This window comes from Microcoleus sp. T3_B1 (assembly GCF_036700445.1).
GTDB lineage: Bacteria > Cyanobacteriota > Cyanobacteriia > Cyanobacteriales > Microcoleaceae > Microcoleus.
Map to the genome: position 1 here is coordinate 1 of NZ_JAUBOX010000113.1, position 18957 is coordinate 18957.

Below are 18957 nucleotides of genomic sequence, written 5' to 3' on the forward strand. Positions count from 1 at the left end.
CAAAATCCAGATTGGCAATATATCAACGTCCGGCGATTATTCTTAACCGTTCTTCGCTGGATAGAGAGAAACTTAGAGGATGTTGTTTTCGAGCCAAATGATTTCAAATTGTGGGTGCGTATTGAACGCGAATTAACCACTTATTTAGAATCATTACTGCGAAAAGGCGCATTGCAAGGACGAACTCCCCAAGAAGCGTTTTACATTAAATGCGACAGCGAAACTAATCCGCCAGAAATGCGCGATATCGGCACAGTCGTCACGGAAATTGGATTAGCACCGACTAAACCCAACGAGTTTATTGTCGTTCGCCTCATCCACGGGACGGCTGGAGTTAATTCAACGACTCAACCTTAATAATTTTGAACAGGAGGATTCACCATGCCAGATCTAAAAGCCCCCCACAAACCAGATCCCTATTTAAGTTATCGCTTCTGGGTTGAATGGAATGGCATTATCCATGCTGGTTTTCGAGAATGTAGCGGACTCAACTCCACCCAAACTCCCGCCGAATATCGGGAAGGAACCGATCCGCCAACCGTCAGAAAACTGCCAGGTTTAGTAACCTACAATAATATCACTCTGAAGCGAGGCACAACCAATAATCAAGAACTCTGGAAGTGGCGGGAAAATACAGTGAAAGGGGGTGCTGAGTACAGAAAAGATATCTCCATTGTTCTCTTAGATGAAACAGGTCAAGAAAAAATTCGCTGGAATTTAACTCATTGCTGGCCTGTCACTTGGTCGGGGCCTGACTTTAATGCGACTTCTAATGAAGTGGCCGTTGAGACTTTAGAAATTGCCCATGAAGGCATCAGCGTTGATAAATGGTCGTAAGTTTAAATTCCCCCATGATACCGCAGACTGAATTTCCCTTTACTTTACCTCAAGGATATATAGACCCAGAAGGTAATGTCCATCGAGCAGGAACGATGCGATTAGCTACTGCATTCGACGAAATTGCACCACTGCGAGATCCGCGCGTTCAATCAAATTCAGCTTATTTGGTGATTATTCTTCTATCAAGGACGATCGTTCGGTTGGGAGATGTCGAACATATCAATCCGAAAATGATTGAAAACCTCTTTTCTGCCGATTTGGTTTACTTGCAAGATTTCTACCAGCGCATCAACCAAAACGGTCACAGTCGCTTCCTCGTTGCTTGTCCTCATTGTCAAGGAGAATTTGAGGTTGAAACTGTGCCAGCGGGGGAGTAGTTTGCTACCCCTCAGAACGATTGCTTGAGGAGGTAGCTTATATTGCCTATCACTTTCACTGGTCTTACGAACAAATTATGAGATTTGAACACCGAGAAAGACAGCAGTGGGTTGCTGAAGTTATGCGAATCAATCAAACGTTAAACGAGGGATTGGGGTCTAGTTTTTAGTTGAGCAGTCATTGAGGAGTAAATCGTGGAAAAAACACTGTTAAATGTGGGTTTAAGTTTCGCAAATAGCTTAACAGGCATTCGTTTCGATCCTTATAACGGTTCTAACTTTTATCTCGAAATTGAAGGGTTAATAACGGGTGGTTTTAGTGAGATTACGGGACTGGAAAGCGAAATTGAATTTGAATCCTATCAAGAAGGAGGAGTGAATGGATATAGCCATCAATTTCCCAGACGCACTCGATACCCAAATCTTGTGTTAAGTCACGGTCTGACATCGAACGATACGCTTTGGACTTGGTATCAATCGACAACTCAAGGCAATATTCAACTTAAAAATGTCACGATTATTTTGCTGACCCGCCAACAAATTCCTGTGATGTTATGGAATTTTAAAAATGCTTATCCTGTGAAGTGGTCTGGCCCTACTTTTAATGCTAGTAATGCTACTGAAGTGGCGGTTGAAAGACTGGAGTTGATTCACCAGGGTATTGATAAACCTGTAACTTTTGGTCCGATAGGCTTGGGTATAAATTATGTCACAACTTAAGCCCTATTTAACAGAACGAACCAGTTGGCAGGATGGGATTGACCAAAAGTTCCAAGCGCGACTGATGCGCCCTTTAGAAAAGCCAGGGCTGATTAATACTTCTAAGTTAGCAGGAGCGATTATTTCGCGATCGCAACGATTGAGCGATCGGCTACCCTTACTCGCACTAATGGAGCGGCGCTGGTCTAGTGTAACGACTCAATCAGCGAATCATCTTCCCCTCGTTTACGCTCAGCCTCTACCTATTCCAGACAATAATGGGGAAAAAGTTAATCTCTCAGAAACTTCATCTGTCCCGAAAGTACATCGAAAAGAAGTACCCATTATTCAAGCAAAATTTGCTCCTGGTAGCGAATCAACCTTACTTCATAACTTGCCTCGGCAAAGCTCGCAACTAAGTGAAGTAAACGACCAAAAACAAAATCACATTCCTGAAAGTATTTCTGAGACTCTAGCCGAATCTTTGGTTTATATTAATTCAGGTTCAAAAAATTTAGACAATATTGGGCAGCCTAATCAGTCAGCTAATCCGATAAATTCAAATTCTAACTTAGAGTTTTCCAAAATCTCAGTTAACCAATTGCCTGTTATTCAGGCTAAATTAGACTCAGCCACTCAATCTGCCGATATATTATCCCCAAGTAGGCCCGGAAAGTCAGTTAGCAGCGAACTGGGGAAATCAACACTCCCCCTAGTTAAGTTTACGCCGGACTCGATTTCGGAAATGGTATCGCCAACTGCTCCTTTGTTTGGCGAAATAATGGCAGATAGGGTATTGACAAATGAAGGGTATGGCTCTACAGTAAAAGTTATAAATCAGGCTACCAAAACTCGAAATATGCTATTAACTCCTACGGAGGAGTTAGGCGCAAAAAAGACGGAGTTAACCGGACGAAATTCACAGTTATTAGTTAAGCCAAATATAGTCCCTAGCTGGGAGGGATTGGATACCCAACTTTTATGGTCTGTTCCTCCATTACCCAGCACCAGAACAGTAGCAGCTAATGGGAGTCAGGATCTAGTTAGTAAACAATATCGCCCAGGAGAAAAGGCAGAACAGAGAAAAGCAACTGAAGTTGCGATCGCCAGAACTGTTCCCCATACTGATACTAACAATTCTGCCAGGACTTTTCCCAATAGTTCTGCAAGTTCAGCTATACAAGTACAGTATTCGTCTCCTATTCAGACAAGCAGCCAAACTCAGATTGATCTGGATAGTTTAGCAGACAAAGTAGAGCGTAAACTGATACGACGGCTCGCGATCGAAAGTGAGCGAAGAGGACAAAAACGATGGCGCTAGAAAAACTAAAAATTCTAATTGAAGACCAAACTCAAGGAAAACCTACCAAAGAAATACAAGTCTTATTTAATCCCAACCAAGTTGCGATTAGCAAAACAGGTTGGAGTGAAGATAAAAACGGCCCTGTCGCCGATCCTGGTCCAGCCACTTTAACCATTGAGTTATTTTTTGATACCACAATATTAGGGAAATATCCGCCGGAAAACGTTCAAAACTATACCAAACAAATCTACAGCTTAACTCTAAAGGGGAAAAATGCCTGCCGACCCCCTTTATGCCAATTAATTTGGGGTAAAAATGTCTTATTACCTCTGGGAATTCTTAAATCTTTAACTAAAACTTTTACCCATTTTTTAGAAGATGGAACTCCCGTTTCTGCTAAATTGAGTTGCAATTTTCAGGAGTGGCAAGACCCCATACAAGAGAAAAAAATTGAAAATCCAATAGACGACCCGATTCGGATTGTTAAGCAAGGAGAAACTCTCAGCAGCATCGCCACGCAAGAATATAACGATCCTGCTATGTGGCGGTTGATTGCCAAAGAAAATAACATGGATAATCCGCGTTTATTGGAACCCGGTACATCTTTGACGATACCGCCAAGGCGTGCGGATAGCATTACGCAAGGGAGGCAATAATTACAGTGCCTAACCCTAGTGGAGTTGACTCATTAGTTCCTAAGTTGAACGTCCTGATTAAAGGAAACCGCTTACCTATGGAAACAAAGGTGGATCTACTCTCCGTAACTGTTTCCGAAGATTTGGACATACCCGCTATGTTTACCCTCGAATTGGTGAACTGGAATCTGGTAAAAAGCCAAATTACTTGGGCAGATAGTGAATTGTTTGATATTGGGAATACGATCGAAATTCAAATGGGGTACGGGAACACTTTAAAAACTTTAGTTGTTGGAGAAATTACTGGATTAGAACCGGAATTTTCCCAAACGGCAACTCCGATTTTAGTGGTGCGGGGTCACGATTTGCGCCATCGACTGTTAAGGGGCTGTAAAACTCGCTCTTTTACTCAGATGAAAGATAGCGATATTGCTAGTAAAATAGCTGGGGAACAGGGAATTAGTTGCAAAGTTAAAGATACCAGTATAAAATTGGAATATATTTTCCAAGCCAACCAAACCGATTTAGAATTTCTCCAGCAACGGGCTAAGCGCATTGGGTATGAGGTGACAGTAGAAGGCAAAACCTTATACTTTCGATCGCACCAAAATAATACTCAAAAGGTTTTGACGCTCAATCGAAGCGACGATTTAATAGAATTTTCGCCTCGCTTGAGTACGATGAGCCAGGTGGGACAGGTAGAAGTGCATATCTGGGATGTGAAGCAGAAAAAAGCTCTGGTTGGCAAAGCGGGTGCTGGCGATGAAACCACTACCATGAAAGGAAGCACTAGCGGACCAAAAAATACTAATCGCGCTTTCGGTAAAGCCACTCATGTTATTATTAATGAGCCTGTATTAAGTCAAGCGGAAGCAGAACAAATAGCTAAAGGACAGTATAATGATATGGCTCTCGCTTATATTACGGGTGAAGGTATGTGTCATGGAAATCCAGAATTGCGTGTCGGTCATACTATCGAAATGACTGGATTGGGTAAACGTTTTAGTGGTCTTTATTATCTAACTTCAGTCACTCATATTTATTCGGAAGATTTAGGATATCGCACGGAATTTTCGGTCAGGAGGAATGCGGCGTGATGGGAAATAATCTATTGTCCTATTTACAGGATGCAAATCAAGAAAGCGATCGATTTTACGGTGTCACTGTAGGCATCGTGACCAATAACAAAGATGAGGAGGGATTGGGGCGAGTCAGGGTAAAATTTCCTTGCCTTTCCGAGACAGATGAAAGTTACTGGGCGAGGGTATTGACACCGATGGCGGGGAAGCAGCGGGGAATCTACTTTTTGCCGGAAGTCGATGATGAGGTGTTAGTGGCTTTCGATCGCGGCGATATTTCTTCTCCTTATATTTTGGGGGGGCTTTGGAATGGTCAAGATAAGCCGCCTGAATCTAATACCGATGGCAAAAACAATCTGCGGGTAATTAAATCCCGCAGCGGTCATCAGATTATTCTGGACGATACGGAAAATGCCGAGAAGATTACTATCTGCGATGGTACTGGCAAAAACCAGATCGTCATCGATTCAAAAAATAACGCGATTAGCATCGAAGGAGAAAAAGATATTTCGATAAAAGCTAAAGGTAAAATCAGTCTGGAAAGCAGCGATGGAGATATTTCTATCAAATGTAAAAATTTAGCTATTCAAACTCAGCAAAATTGTGAAATTAAAGCAAATTCAAAAGTTGAGGTAAAAGCCAATTCTAATTGCAATATTCAAGCTAATGCTGGCATGGCTTTGAAGTGCATGGCAGGCGTGAAAATTAACGATGGTGCGTTGGAGGTAATTTGAAATGCCGGGATATTTGTTACACGCTGGGGCGAGTGTTATTTGCGCTCATGGGGGACAAGCACAACCCACAGCCCCTAATCCCAGAGTTAAAGTGATGGGACAACCTGTGGTGACTCAGGTATTTCCCTATACCGTTGCAGGTTGCGTCAATCCACCACCGCCAGCTAACGTTGGCCCTTGCGTAATGGCGCAGTGGGTGAGTGCTGCACTCCGAGTCAAGGTAATGGGACAGCCTGTTTTGCTGCGGGATAGCAAAGCGGTGGCGATCCCCACTGGCTCTTCGTTGAATATTTTGGTGACTCAAGTTCGCGTGAAGGGAATGTAAATGAATGCAGATTTTTTAGGGGTGGGATGGACATCGCCGGTGAAGATCAACAGTGCCGGAAAAATCGAAATGGCACGCTATGAAGATTGCGTTCGCCAGTCGATTTTGATGATTCTGGGTACTGCTAAAGGCGATCGCATTATGCGACCTGATTTTGGGTGTGGCATTCACGATCTGGTCTTTGCCAATAATAGCCCTGGCACGATCGGACAAGTCATTGACGAAGTGCGTCAAGCGCTGATTGACTGGGAACCACGTATCGATCTACTGGAAGTAGATGCTAATCCTGATGAAGCTCAGCCGAATCAATTGCTGATTTTAATTAATTATCAGGTTCGCACGACTAATAATCGGTTTAATTTGGTGTATCCGTTTTATTTACAGTAATTATTATGTCGATTCAGCCTCCAAAAATTGACGATCGCAGTTATGAAGATATTGTCGCTCAGACTGAGGCGTTAGTTGAGGATTTCACAATCAGTGAAGTTCTACCGCAAGATTTTGAAAAATTATTGCTCGGTCGAACGTTGGCTGAGGAGGTAAAAGATGAACATGGGCTGATAGCTTCTTTCAGCGGCAAGGTAATAGATAAAGACCTAGTTGATAAAATTATCAAGATTCAGGGTCTTAAGCGAGTGAAGGTGAAGGGTTGGCAACCACCTGGATCTAGTGAGATCGATCCAAAAGATAAAAGTAGGCTTGCTGGTCTTATCCTTAATCAGGATCTTAAGGATGGAAAAGCAAAGATAATAGCCACCAGAGGTACAGTCATAGATACAGTCTTGGCAGAGAAGCTCAGCAAAATTGAGGGACTCAGCCGAGTGAAGGTAAAAATGCAGCCACCTGGGTCTATTGAAGTTGAACCCAACGCTCTGGTAGGGCGGACACTGGATCAGGACGTTAAGGATAATAATGATACCATCGCTACTAGAGGTACTGTCGTAGATGCAACCCTAGCGGAGAGAATCAGTCAAATTTCGTCTCTTAAGGTAGTAAAAGTCAAAGTAGAGACGGATGCAGGACGGGGGCTGATTCGCATTTTCGGGCGCATGGCGGCGCTGGTGAGCGATCGCCTTAACCAAGCCCCAGACAAAAATTTCCTGGCTTTCCTCGACTTAATTGGCACTCAGCTATTGCCTCCTCAGCCTGCCAAGGTGCCTCTGACTTTTTCTTTAGTAGAAAGGAGTCCTGTAGATGCGCTGGTTCCTGCCCACACTCAGGTCGCTGCCCCACCTGCTGATGAACAGGAAGAAGAAGTGGTGTTTGAAACCGATGGCGAACTGGTTGTAACGACTGCCCAACTGAAGGCGGTGTTTGTGCGGGAACCTGAGAAAGACAAGTATAGCGATCGCACTTCACAAGCAACGGGTAAAAAAGATGCTGCATTTGAGGCGTTTACAGCAGAACAACCGATTGAGCATTGTCTGTATTTAGCCTGCGATGAACTTTTTACCTTGCCTGGAAATAAAACTATAACTCTAGAATTTTACTCGTCTGAAGCAACCGACCTAGCAAAGCTACTAATAAATTGGTCGTATTGGGATGGTAGCTGGCAAGTGCTGAAAATAACTGAAAACAAGCTAATAGATGGTAAGTTGGAAGTAGTTACTCAAAATTTTCCAGTTCTTACAAATCAGACGATAAACGGCATAGAAGCTGGCTGGTTAAAGGCATCACTAAATCAGCCATTACTTGAGGCATTACTTGATAAAGATGCAATTAAAGGAACAACGCTTGATGAAGAAGCAGTGAAAGGAAAAACACAGCTTAAGCTTAAAGATATTACAAACATTAATTTAGTTAATAATATTATTCGAGTTGCGGGTAGTAGTAACCAGGAAGACTGTAAAATTATCAGTATTGACTCTGAGATAAAAACGCTTACCCTTGAGACACCTCTCCAGTACAGTCATCCAAAAGATACTAGAGTATGGTTCTTAAAACTTCCAATAGTTAATAACATCACTGCTAGTGCAAAGATCGAGCAGAACAATTTAACACCTGACTTCTGCTTCTTCAACACGGTTCCCCTCGATCTCAGTAAGGACTTTTACCCTTTTGGAGAACAACCTCGCTTTAATGACACCCTATATATTGCAAGTAAGGAAGTTTTTGCCAGACCCGGTGCTATAGTTACAATCGATTTGCAATTAAGTAATGGACTACCTGTCAAAATTGATGGCGGTGTGGAGATGGCGTGGGAAGCATGGAATGGTCATACCTGGGAGCAATTAGAAAAAGCTATATTAGAAACAACTTTATCAGAAAAAGCGATTGCGGGTTCAACAACAATAAAAGTTAAAAGTACGAAGGGTTTTGTAACAGAAAATTCTATCCGAATTGCTCCGGGGGGTAGTACACAGGAAGATAATATTATTGAAGCGATTAATAATGAAGAATTGGAGTTAAAAACCCGACTGAGCAAGGATCAGGAGACAAAAACAAGCATAATTCAAACATCCCCAAGTACACTTACTGGTAGTGGAAAAGTGAGTTTAACCTTGCCTTCAAAAATAGATCGAGGTACGGTTAATGGGGAAACCTGCTATTGGATTCGGGCGCGGATTGTTAAAGGCGATTATGGGAAACCAGCTATCATTGAAAAAAGCCCAGACAGTAACACTCCTCCTGTCTTCATGTTTAGCGAAGCCAGTTTTCAGCCCCCATCAGTGGAGTCGTTGAGTTTGAGCTATAGCTATGAAGCAAGTGGTTCTTTGTCAGCTTGTTGTGCTTATAATGATTTTCATTATGTAGAATTCTTAACTACTGCACTTAGAGAAAAAGCACAATCCAAAGAAAAAATTCTCAAGCTTGCTAGTGTCGCGGGTTTGGCTGTAGGCGATCGCCTGTGGATCGATCGCACAGAAGAACAGGAAATTGAAGCAATCGATCTCGAACAGAGAACCGTCACCGTACAGCCAGTATTAGCAGCAGATCGGGATGCTGGAAAATTAGTGGAGTTTTTCACTACCCTGAAAGCAGAAGCTAAGAAAGGGGAAACAATTTTTAAGCTGTCTAGTGTTAAGCATTTTAGGGTAGGCGATCGCCTGCGAATTGTTACGACTAATGGCAGCACTACACAAGAATATGAATGTGAAGTAGAAGCAGTCAATGTCGATCGCCAAACGGTCACGATCCGGTCAGCCTTGACTCTTGATTTAGTCGAAAAAACGAAAGTTATGCAATCTTTTCAGCCTTTTAAGACGACAGCCGATCGATATCCGGCTCTCTACCTGGGGTTTGACAAACCGTTTGCGAATCGACACACAAGCCTTTTTGCTCAGGTAGAACCCCCACAGTCAGTGCAACCGAGCAATACAGAACCCGTGCGACTGGTTTGGGAATATGCCAGTCCTTCCGGGTGGTCTTGGTTGGGAGTTCAAGATGAAACGAATACTTTTGCTGAACGAGGGCTGATTCAGTTTATCGGCCCAACTGACTGGGAAAAAACTTCGGAATTTGGTCAAGAGCTTTTCTGGTTGCGAGTAAATTGGCAGCAAGGTCAGTTTCGCGTACCGCCTCGCCTGCGACGACTGCTGACCAACACGATGTGGGCAACTCAGGCAATCACCCTGGAAAATGAAATTTTAGGGTCAAGTGATGGCACTACCAGTCAGATTTTCCGTACAGTCCAAAAACCCGTACTCCAAGGTGAGCAGCTAGAAGTGCAGGAAGTCAAGATTCCCTCTGCTGAGGAACGGGCAGCGATCGAGTCTCTAGAGGGAAATGAGGCGGTAAAAGTTTTTAGGGATGAGGCTGGAGAGATAGAAGCGGTATGGGTCCGCTGGCACAAAGTGCGGGACTTCTATGGTTCGGGACCGCGCGATCGCCATTATGTCTTGGATCGGTTGACGGGTGAAGTGCGGTTTGGGGATGGGCAGTATGGGATGGTGCCGCCTCAAGGACGCAACAATATTCGCTTCGGGCAGTATCAAACGGGTGGCGGGACGCGGGGAAATTTGGCTGCTAATACTGTTGTTCAGCTAAAGACTACGGTTCCATATATAGAAAAGGTGACTAACCTGGAAGCTGCTGGGGGGGGAACCGAACAGGAATCTATCGATCGGGTAAAAGAACGAGGGCCCAAGTTTCTTCGCCACCGCGATCGCGCTGTAACGATTCAAGACTTTGAGGATTTGGCTTACGAAGCCTCACCAGATGTCGCTAGGGCAAAAGCGATCGCTCCTACTTTTAAACAGAAGTCACAGGATCAAAAAGACAACCCTCCATTTGACCCGCTCGATCCTGACTTGTGGCTAGACCCGAAAAAACCCAAGCCAGACGAAGGAGAAATAGAAAAACACAACAAAGCGAAAGCTGACAATGCTGGACAAATCAGAATCCTGATCGTGCCGAGAACTACAGCGCCTCAACCTGTTCCCAGTCTGGCATTGATCGATCTGGTGAAGGCTTATATGCGCGAGCGTTGTGACCCCTGTGTATACTTACAAGTTACTGGCCCAGAGTGGCAGGCTGCGTCGGTTACGGCTGAGGTGGTTCCGAAATCCCTGGAGACGGCGGATGCGGTCAGAACAGCAGTCGTTGAGCAGTTGGAAAAATTTCTACATCCCCTGACAGGAGGAAAAAAAGGTCAGGGATGGGCTTTGGGGCGTTTGCCTCAACAGTCAGATTTATATGCAGAAATCCAGTCAATTCGAGGGGTAGACCACGTTCGGTCTTTAAAGGTCGAACCAGACCCTCAGACGAAAGACTTATCTCCAGAGCAGTTGATTTACTCTGGCACTCATACTATTAGCTCGATCTTGCCAAAGGAGGGAGCATAAAAATGCCATTACCTTTGCCGAATTTGGATGACCGCACCTATGCTGACCTTTTAGAAGAAGCGCGTTCTCTCATTCCGATCGAGTGTCCGGAGTGGACAGACCACAATTCAAGCGATACCGGAATTATCCTGATTGAGCTGCTGGCTTGGTTGACGGAGATGGTATTGTATCGGGTCAATCGTGTTACCGACAAGAATGTGGAAACGTTTCTCAAGCTGCTCAATGGCCCTGAATGGAAGCTGGAAGGGGATTTACAAGCAGCGATTCGACAAACTGTTTTAGACCTGCGAAAACCCGATCGGGCAGTTAGTAGTGAAGATTTTGAGCGACTGGCGCTGGCATGGAAGAGTGATAAAATTGAAGGTCAGGTTAGGCGATCGCGCTGCATACCAGAACGGAATCTGAGTCAAACAGACTCGGTAGCCAGAACCAGAAAAGCACCCGGACATATAAGTTTGGTGGTGGTTCCGGAATCTATAGACAAAGAACCCAAACCCACACAAGAGCTAACCAACGCTCTGATGGAATACTTGGATGAATGGCGACTCTTGACTACTCGCCTTCACATCGTAGCCCCCGATTATGTGCATTTAAAAATTAGGGCGCAGTTATATCTAGAGGATGGTGCTAATCCATTGACAGTTCCAGACAAGGCAATCAAGGAGGTAGAAAATTTCTTCGCTCCCCTTAACTCACATACCTACTGGGAGGGCAAAGGTTGGCCGTTTGGTCAGAATGTCTACATTTCTGAACTTTATCAATTACTGGATCGATTGCCTGGGGTGGATTACGTTCGGGGGGTCAACCTTGAGGTATCTGGTACTACCAAAACTGAGCAGCTTACTGATAATAATAACCTGACTAGCATTATCCTCAATGACAATGAATTGGTGGCAGTGCAAGTTGATAAAAATAGTTTTACGATGATGGAACAAAGGGGGGGAGAATGGAAACCAATAACCAATCCAGCAGAGTAAGTAGTTATTTGGAGTATCTGCCAGCCATCCAGCAAGCCGATCCGTTTTTGGGGCGGTTCTTACTGGCTTTCGAGCGGATTTTGAGCGGTTTATCCTCTGCCGAGCCTGAAGTTCCGTTTCCGAAACAACACGGATTAGAAGAAGACATTAACAGCATCTATACTTATTTTAATCCGGGTATAAAAGAAGACTCTGATACAGCTCAGAGTGAATTTTTGCCTTGGTTGGCGGGTTGGGTGGCGTTAAGTCTGCGAGATGAGTGGGGCGATGAAACCAAGCGCCAGTTTATCAGTAAAATTGTGCCATTGTATCGTCGGCGCGGCACGAAGGCGGGCTTGAAGGAAATTCTGGAGCTTTATCTGGAAAGCTCTAATTTGCCTAAAAAAGTTGAGGTTTTTGAATTTGACGACCCGCCCCACTACTTTCAAGTCCAGGTAACTTTACCAGATCCTGACCTAGAAAAGTATTGGCAACAGGCTCGAATTGCCAAGGCGATTATTGACCAGGAGAAGCCAGCGCATACCTATTATGCACTTAAAATTCTGATACCAACAATGCGGCTTACGGGTCAGAGTTATTCTGTCCCGCTGGAAAAGAACGGTGAGATTACAGCAAGTGTTGAGCAAGAGACGGATGAAGTTTTGGTACTCAGTATCAAGGGGAGTCCCGCACAGGCAGAGCCTTACAAACGGGAAATAGGTCGAAAGACTGTCCGTGTCAGTCACTCCATCACCCCAGAAGAGTTTGCTGCTAATAAAGTTTGGTATGTAAACTTGGCAAATCTAAATCTAAGTAATACCAAAGTCAAAGGAAAAATGACCATTACAGTCAACTATGCCGACGCTGACCCAAAAACAGTGTTTAAGAACAAGCCGTTTGAGCTATCTAGTGGGTTGAAGATTTACAAACAATCTGAAAAAGGAAAACCTATAGAGGGAAACACACTCTTGGGAACACAACAGGGAACTATTGAACAATACAAGGAGAAGGATAATGACAGTAAATGATATTTACCAACGTCCCAATTATTTTGCCGGACAGTATCTTTTAGAAGATGATTTTGAGCTAGAACAGAAATACCATATTGACCGAGAGCAACGTCACAATCGTCTCCTTCATGTTTCAGGTATTGCTGAAGGGTTGAAGGTGACTGAAGTTCAAGAGGGTGGTTTAAAGATTAAGGTGTCTCCTGGTACAGTTGTGGATAAACAAGGAAAGCAAATCATCCTGCACACTGAGCGAATCGTGGATTTGCCAGGGCAGAAAGACAACACTCTATTTATTAAATATGCAGAAAAAAAGGAGTCGCGACAGGAGGATACTACAGATGGGTATAGGCGGATTGTCGAGGAACCTCTCATTGATTTTGATGCCTCAGAACGTTCCATTGCTTTAGCCAAGCTGACTGTTACTGACGGAAAAATAACTAAGATTGATGAGAGTGTTCGTCAGTATTGTGGATTGCGGTTGCCTGGGGGGGGAAATAGCGAAGTAACACTGCGATCGCATGGAGATAACAATCCCAATTTAGCCCAACTTACTGGCAGTTTGAGCATTAGCGGAAGGTTAGAAGTAACAGATAAAACTGAACTAAACAATACGTTAACTGTAAAAGAGAAGACAACACTTCAGAAGGATTTGAATGTCGGCGGCAATCTAAACTTAATAGAAAAAAATGCTAAGTTGACAGTGACAGGGACTACGCAACTGAACAATACCTTGACAGTTGAAGATAATACAACTCTTCGGAAAGATTTGAATGTTGGCGGCAATCTCAAGGTGACAGGAACAAGTCACCTGACAGGCAACGTTGGTATCGGTGTTGCTCAACCTAAGACACGACTAGAAATTCGCCAAGATCAAGAAAAAGAATTAGGACCAATTCTGACATTATCTAACCATTCAGGAGGAGCAAATGCTGGAGCCGCTATTGACTTTAACGGTACGGACGTAGGAACAAGTGACCCCACAGCCCGCCTTCGTTCACTTGATAATAATTACTCTAGTCATTTGGTGTTTTATACAAAAGCTCCAGGTTCACGTAGCAACACACTACAGGAAAGATTGAGAATTACGCATGATGGTAAAGTCGGCATCGGTACGGCTGAACCGAAGGAGAAGTTACATGTTGAGGGTAATCTTTATGTGAAGGGCAATATTTACACTGAGGGAAGGTACTGGGTGGGTAATCGTTTATGGCAAAATGACCCATGGTTACAACTTAATTTGGGGAATGAGCATAGAGCCGTTTGGGGGAACCGTAGTGATACATATCCTTCCGACTTGAGATTGAAAACAGACATTGTGCCGATCGCAAATGCTCTAGATACAATCGAACAACTCAACCCAGTATCGTTTAAGTGGGCAGATATTAACTATTTTCTCAAGAAGATAGAAAACGCGATGTTGGAGAGTCCGCTCCAGCATGAACAGTATTCAGAAGCGATGGAAGAATTATCCCAGAGGATAAAAATAAAGCTAGAAAAACCACAGGTTGGTTTTTTGGCGCAAGATGTGGAGCGTGTGTTTTCCGATTGGGTAGAAGAGGATGTAGACGGGTACAAAAGAATAAATATGACGCAGCTCAATGCGTTGATTGTTCAGGCAATAAAGGAGATAAAAGGAAACCAAGAAAAGACTACAACAGAAATCCATGACTTGCAACATAAGGTAACAATATTAGAAACTAGAAAAGATTGATAAAACATCGATTTTTAATTTTCCAAACCTAGGATGTAGCCGCCTACAAAAGTTTAATTTTCCGAAAATGGGAAGAAATAAGTCAATCGATAATTGACTACTCGACTTATGAAACAAATACTCGAACAACGTCTCCAATCTCTCAAAGCCGAATTTGAAGCAGGACAAAAACTCCTCACGGAATATGAAACGAAACAACGCAACTTGCGAGAGACCATCCTGCGAATCAGCGGGGCAATACAGGTACTAGAAGAAGTCCTCGCCGAAGCAGACAGCGAGGCGAATGGCGAAGTGTCACAGCCCTCAGATAGTCCAGCCGAACTCGCACCCTATGGTGCATTGGCATCGGCAGGCGAAGGAACGTAAGGATCGAATTTTCCCCCGACTATTTGGGTCAGCAGTCAACTCGTACAAAACACATTGTGGAACGAGGAACAAATGGACAAACAAACCACGCACCAAAAGAAATCGGCAGCACCCACTCGATCGCACCCTACCAAAACAAGCGTAAAATCCCCGGTACACCAGGAGCACGACCTGCAAGGGGCGATCGGCAATCGGCAAATGGGACTGCTGATGGAGACACATCCCCACATTCACCCATCCAGTCTAAACGCCACGATGGTAGGCGAGATGCCAATGCTGGGGGGTATGATGCCCGTCAGTCAGGGGAGGATTCAGCGTCAACCCTTATTCGGGGGTTTGTCCCAGGAGATGAGGTTGGAAAATGCAACACTGGCGCTACCCGCAACTGGGGCGCTGGTACAGCGGAAGCTGACCCTCGGCACGCCAGGGGATATGTACGAAGAAGAGGCCGATCGGGTGGCGCGACAAGTGGTTGACGAAATTCACAGTTCCCCATTCCGTGAACAGAATGCACAGTCGGAGGAGGAGAGGATACCAGCCGGTGGGGAAGCGGGACGGGTGCAACGGCAGATAACCGTGCGATCGGCGGGCGATGCAGGGGGAGAACTCTCTAGCGAGTGGGAAGGGGAGTTGCAGCGTGCCAAAGGCGGGGGACAGCCGCTGTCGCCGTCGGTGAAGGAGCCGATGGAGCGGGCGTTTGGGGCGGATTTTGGCGGCGTGCGCGTGCATACGGGGGCGCAGGCGGATCGGTTGGCGCGATCGATTCAGGCTTATGCGTTTACCACAGGGCAGGATGTGTTCTTTCGGCAGGGAGCGTATGAGCCAGGGAGTCGTAGGTGGGAGGAGTTGTTAGCGCATGAATTGACCCATGTGGTGCAGCAGAACGCGCTAGCGAAGAGCGTCTGGCGAGAGGAAACGAAAGAGGAACCAGTCGAAGGCATGGATAGCACTGAGAAAAGAAAGCTAATCCGAACTGCCATAGCTCAGGCGGCAGACGGGAAGGTACGCTGTAAGTATGGCACACCTGTAGACCCAGGAGAAGCGTATGATAGTATCGGTAAATGGATAACTGATAATCAGGTGACAGGAGCGAAAGAGGCGAATCTGCGAAAACTTTTCAAAGCGAGGCTGGAATCAGAGAAAATATATCTTCTAAACAAGAAGACAACGGGAGAACTAGACTGGAGTGACGAGGTACGGGTAGCCCAAAACTGGCGAGAGAGGAACGTAGAGCTATACGGCGGAGTCCTCAAACAAAATCTAGACGAAATGAGCGACATTGTAGCGACGGCACTCCTTGCAATGATGGGCGCGACCGGAAACGAATACGATAAGTATGTAACCATCACCCTCCTGAGCTACAATAGCGTCGAAGATTTATGGGCGCTAATAAAAAGGTGTAAAGAATGTCTGGGTTCATGCAATAACCAGGAGTCGGCGATAATCCCGTTAACCCTAGTCGAATTAATTTCACTTATAGTGAAATTATTGTGGAAACTGATCGTTCCACTATCGATAGGAAATATGCTCCCAGTTATGTCGGTCATGGAGAGCGAGAGGGTCGTGATTATCGTCCTATTAGGCTTCGCGATGACAATCATCTCAATGTTCATAAACTTCTTGTTAGGAAAGAAGCGAGAAGAAGAAGTGGAAAACACTAGGAATAGAATCTTAGACGAACTAAGTCACATAGCGGATAACGGAAACGACCTAGATTACGACGCATTAGAAATAGTTTAAGCCTAAGGGTATTGACTTATCGAAAGACCAAATAGTATATAAGCGAAATAGCAGAGAGTAGCTATAAGCAACGACTGGAAAAGAAAGACTCCCGTGATGAAAAATTCCCAATGGAGGATGGCGGAAAAGAAACAAAAGAAATCCAAAGGAACGCAATATCTACCCCACCTCGCACTCACTGCCACCACTGCCCCACATATTCCCCAATGCGCCCAACGGTCGCACCTTGCTCATAAAGCCGGGAAACCTTCTCCAAACACCTCTCCACCGTCTTCAGGGCAATCCCCAAACCCGATGGTGAAAACCAATAGCCCAAAAAATCAAAGCCCCGCGATATCCACCCGATAAAGGTCTTATCCGGGTGCTTTTCCACCCGCAAATCCGCCATCACCTGATTCACCGCCTTAATCGCGTTCCGCAACTTCCAGCGCGTCGGTGCCAAGATGACCCAATCGTCCATATAGCGGACATAAAAGCAGCCCAGTTCAGCCATCCGGTCATCCAGCGGCTTCAGGCACAGCGCCCCCATCAGCGGCGACAGCGGACGCGATCGATATCTGTCGCACCGCCGCAATAAAATGAAATTTACCTCTGTTAAACTCAAAGGCGATCGTTCAGCACCGAACAAATATGCAAATCACCCTCAGTTCGCAGCAGAGCCAAATTCTTCAATCCCTCGCACAGCAAGGTGGGTACGTTTCCCTAGAAGATGCAATTGATACCGCTCTCGTGCTCCTTGCAGATGAGATAGTACAGCAAAACTCCGACGAAACCCCAGAATACTTAGCTTGGGTGGAACAAACGCGACTAAAAATTGAACAGGGCATAGAGGCAGCAGAGCGAGGGGATGTCTTAGATGTTGATGAAGTTCTGATTCGATTGCGGAGTAAAGTAGAAGCTGCCAGATCGACCTCCCGATGAGAGCTTTACGCATAACTGCTCCCGCCTGTCAAGACTTAGAAGAAATTTCCGAGTATTTTCTGCAAAGTAGCGTTGATGCTGGCGATCGCTTCGTACAAACATTTACCCAAAAGTGCCCACACCTCGCACGATTCCCTTATGTGGGCAAGTCCTACGCTCAACTCAGACCTGGGCAAGCGAGGAATATTGATGATGGGTTACATCGTATTTTATCATGTTGTTGAAGATGATATCGAAATTCTCCGGGTGGAGCGTGGCTATCGCAATTTACAGGAGATATTTCAAAATGACTAAAGGCGATCGGGCTCGATAGACGAAAATCGAGGCGATCGCACACCCACACAAAAGCGCGATCGAGAACGCGATCGCTTTCAGGTCGGCATAATGTCGTCGAGTCTCAATTGTAAATTTGGAAATAGATAAGAAGAAATAGTATCTCCCAAGCGATATTGTTGCTGCTGGTACACACCGTTAACTAATTGGCAGATCGTGAAAGTAGGTTGCTTTGGATTACCGATAAATTGCAAACCACCCAAGCCGCGAAAGTCCACAATCCAATACTCTGGTATATTCAAAACAGCGTATTCTTCCACTTTTCTAGCATAATCATCTTGCCAATTGGTGCTGACCACTTCAGCCACAAGCTTAATGGTACTCCCGTTACAAATAACGGGTTCTTTTTGCCAAAGTGGTTCTTGTCTAAGTTCTGCTTTATCTAAAACAACTACGTCAGGACGCAGCGCTGTAGCTTCAGCGTATAGTGGTTTGATCAGACAAGTTTTTGGAACCAACCAGTTTAAATTATTGCGGAAAATTTCGACATAGATTCTACCCGCAATACTCCCAGCAACCGCTTCGTGTGGGCCTGTAGGTTCCATGTCTCTGAGTTCTCCATCAATTAGTTCATAGCGTGTATTATCCCCATATTGGGCGATAAACTCCTCGAAGCTAAGTAGTTTAGATGGGGTATAGGTCATAGGTCGAGTTTGAACGGGACGTAGCTTAATTATAAAAGACCCCAGAATTGTTAGTAACACTAACCCAAGAAAGCGCCTAACGCACTCTACAGGCATAATGGTGTTATTCTTGTCGGCGATCGCCTTCTCTATCGCTGATGACTCGTTAGATTAGTTTCCCCGTGAGTGTGGGAGACTAAAAGTAAGCTCACCAATACCCAATCGTACCCGCGCATCCAGCTATCCGCGCAACCCAAACACATCCCTTACCCCCGCACAATGGGCGAAGCAACCACCACCCCCCTCGAAGAATTACTCCCCTGGCTCAACCGCATAGACACCCTCATCCACAAAGCCGTACTCCTCGCCGAGTCCCTCTACAGTCCCGATCGCGCCACCGCACCCTACCGGGGACTGCAAATCAGCCTAGAAGAAGTGGAACTTCTGCTGCAACGCCATCCCGCCGAACCCTTATTTGCCGCCGCCGCCCCAGAAACCGCATCCCCCCCAGCAACATCCCG

The 18957-nt window shown here is 45.2% G+C and carries 21 protein-coding genes and 1 pseudogene; 20 read left to right on the forward strand and 2 right to left on the reverse strand.

Annotated features, from left to right (window positions below):
- From QT990_RS32855 to QT990_RS32935, 17 genes and pseudogenes are all read left to right on the forward strand, one after another.
- The coding region (locus QT990_RS32855; protein ID WP_333466260.1) for a phage tail sheath C-terminal domain-containing protein at positions 1 to 357 on the forward strand (357 nt) is incomplete at its 5' end.
- 24 nt (positions 358 to 381) lie between these two features.
- Positions 382 to 837 (forward strand): phage tail protein, encoded by a 456-nt coding sequence (locus QT990_RS32860; protein ID WP_333102188.1) that lies wholly within the window; start codon positions 382 to 384, stop codon positions 835 to 837.
- Positions 828 to 1217, forward strand: coding sequence for a phage tail assembly protein (locus QT990_RS32865; RefSeq protein ID WP_333466261.1), 390 nt, complete (start codon positions 828 to 830; stop codon positions 1215 to 1217). The genes QT990_RS32860 and QT990_RS32865 overlap by 10 nt, the downstream gene beginning before the upstream one ends.
- Before the next feature lie 17 nt (positions 1218 to 1234).
- A pseudogene (locus QT990_RS32870) lies at positions 1235 to 1387 on the forward strand (DUF6760 family protein); the annotation flags it as partial.
- A 25-nt stretch (positions 1388 to 1412) separates the two neighbouring features.
- Positions 1413 to 1937, forward strand: a complete 525-nt coding sequence (locus tag QT990_RS32875) for a phage tail protein (protein WP_333142305.1) — start codon at positions 1413 to 1415, stop codon at positions 1935 to 1937.
- On the forward strand, positions 1924 to 3237 hold the full coding sequence (locus QT990_RS32880; protein WP_333142306.1) for a hypothetical protein: 1314 nt from the start codon (positions 1924 to 1926) through the stop codon (positions 3235 to 3237). Before QT990_RS32875 ends, QT990_RS32880 begins: the two co-directional genes overlap by 14 nt.
- Positions 3228 to 3875, forward strand: coding sequence for a CIS tube protein (locus QT990_RS32885; protein ID WP_333142307.1), 648 nt, complete (start codon positions 3228 to 3230; stop codon positions 3873 to 3875). Before QT990_RS32880 ends, QT990_RS32885 begins: the two co-directional genes overlap by 10 nt.
- Before the next feature lie 5 nt (positions 3876 to 3880).
- Positions 3881 to 4951 (forward strand): contractile injection system protein, VgrG/Pvc8 family, encoded by a 1071-nt coding sequence (locus tag QT990_RS32890; RefSeq protein WP_333142308.1) that lies wholly within the window; start codon positions 3881 to 3883, stop codon positions 4949 to 4951.
- A complete protein-coding gene (locus QT990_RS32895) occupies positions 4951 to 5667 on the forward strand; it encodes a phage baseplate assembly protein V (protein ID WP_333142309.1) in 717 nt (238 codons plus the stop codon). Before QT990_RS32890 ends, QT990_RS32895 begins: the two co-directional genes overlap by 1 nt.
- Before the next feature lies 1 nt (position 5668).
- Positions 5669 to 5992 (forward strand): hypothetical protein, encoded by a 324-nt coding sequence (locus QT990_RS32900; protein WP_333142310.1) that lies wholly within the window; start codon positions 5669 to 5671, stop codon positions 5990 to 5992.
- The gene (locus tag QT990_RS32905; protein WP_333142311.1) at positions 5993 to 6379 is read left to right on the forward strand and encodes a GPW/gp25 family protein; all 387 of its coding nucleotides are present in this window, start codon (positions 5993 to 5995) and stop codon (positions 6377 to 6379) included. It begins immediately after the preceding gene.
- Positions 6380 to 6384: 5 nt separating this feature from the next.
- Positions 6385 to 10776 (forward strand): putative baseplate assembly protein, encoded by a 4392-nt coding sequence (locus QT990_RS32910; protein WP_333142312.1) that lies wholly within the window; start codon positions 6385 to 6387, stop codon positions 10774 to 10776.
- Positions 10777 to 10778: 2 nt separating this feature from the next.
- On the forward strand, positions 10779 to 11753 hold the full coding sequence (locus tag QT990_RS32915) for a baseplate J/gp47 family protein (protein ID WP_333142313.1): 975 nt from the start codon (positions 10779 to 10781) through the stop codon (positions 11751 to 11753).
- Positions 11723 to 12760, forward strand: coding sequence for a phage tail protein (locus tag QT990_RS32920; protein ID WP_333142314.1), 1038 nt, complete (start codon positions 11723 to 11725; stop codon positions 12758 to 12760). The genes QT990_RS32915 and QT990_RS32920 overlap by 31 nt, the downstream gene beginning before the upstream one ends.
- Positions 12747 to 14453 (forward strand): tail fiber domain-containing protein, encoded by a 1707-nt coding sequence (locus QT990_RS32925; protein WP_333142315.1) that lies wholly within the window; start codon positions 12747 to 12749, stop codon positions 14451 to 14453. The genes QT990_RS32920 and QT990_RS32925 overlap by 14 nt, the downstream gene beginning before the upstream one ends.
- Before the next feature lie 108 nt (positions 14454 to 14561).
- Positions 14562 to 14819, forward strand: a complete 258-nt coding sequence (locus QT990_RS32930) for a hypothetical protein (RefSeq protein ID WP_333142316.1) — start codon at positions 14562 to 14564, stop codon at positions 14817 to 14819.
- A 72-nt stretch (positions 14820 to 14891) separates the two neighbouring features.
- On the forward strand, positions 14892 to 16559 hold the full coding sequence (locus QT990_RS32935; protein WP_333142317.1) for a DUF4157 domain-containing protein: 1668 nt from the start codon (positions 14892 to 14894) through the stop codon (positions 16557 to 16559).
- A 175-nt stretch (positions 16560 to 16734) separates the two neighbouring features.
- On the opposite strand, the gene QT990_RS32940 is transcribed toward QT990_RS32935, so the two are convergent.
- Positions 16735 to 17187, reverse strand: a complete 453-nt coding sequence (locus QT990_RS32940) for a reverse transcriptase domain-containing protein (protein ID WP_333142318.1) — start codon at positions 17185 to 17187, stop codon at positions 16735 to 16737.
- A gap of 2 nt (positions 17188 to 17189) precedes the next feature.
- On the opposite strand from QT990_RS32940, the gene QT990_RS32945 reads away from it, so the two are divergent.
- Together QT990_RS32945 and QT990_RS35940 are read left to right on the forward strand one after the other, a co-directional pair.
- Complete coding sequence (locus tag QT990_RS32945) at positions 17190 to 17480, forward strand: hypothetical protein (RefSeq protein WP_333142319.1); 291 nt, start codon at positions 17190 to 17192, stop codon at positions 17478 to 17480.
- Positions 17477 to 17704 (forward strand): type II toxin-antitoxin system RelE/ParE family toxin, encoded by a 228-nt coding sequence (locus QT990_RS35940; RefSeq protein WP_445252027.1) that lies wholly within the window; start codon positions 17477 to 17479, stop codon positions 17702 to 17704. The genes QT990_RS32945 and QT990_RS35940 overlap by 4 nt, the downstream gene beginning before the upstream one ends.
- Before the next feature lie 147 nt (positions 17705 to 17851).
- On the opposite strand, the gene QT990_RS32955 is transcribed toward QT990_RS35940, so the two are convergent.
- Positions 17852 to 18457 carry a Uma2 family endonuclease gene (locus tag QT990_RS32955; protein WP_333142321.1) on the reverse strand — a complete coding sequence of 202 codons (606 nt, stop codon included), beginning with the start codon at positions 18455 to 18457 and terminating at the stop codon, positions 17852 to 17854.
- Positions 18458 to 18622: 165 nt separating this feature from the next.
- Between QT990_RS32955 and QT990_RS32960 the strand changes: the two genes are divergently transcribed.
- Positions 18623 to 18957, forward strand: a 335-nt coding sequence (locus QT990_RS32960; RefSeq protein ID WP_333466262.1) for a hypothetical protein, incomplete at its 3' end; no start/stop codon positions are given.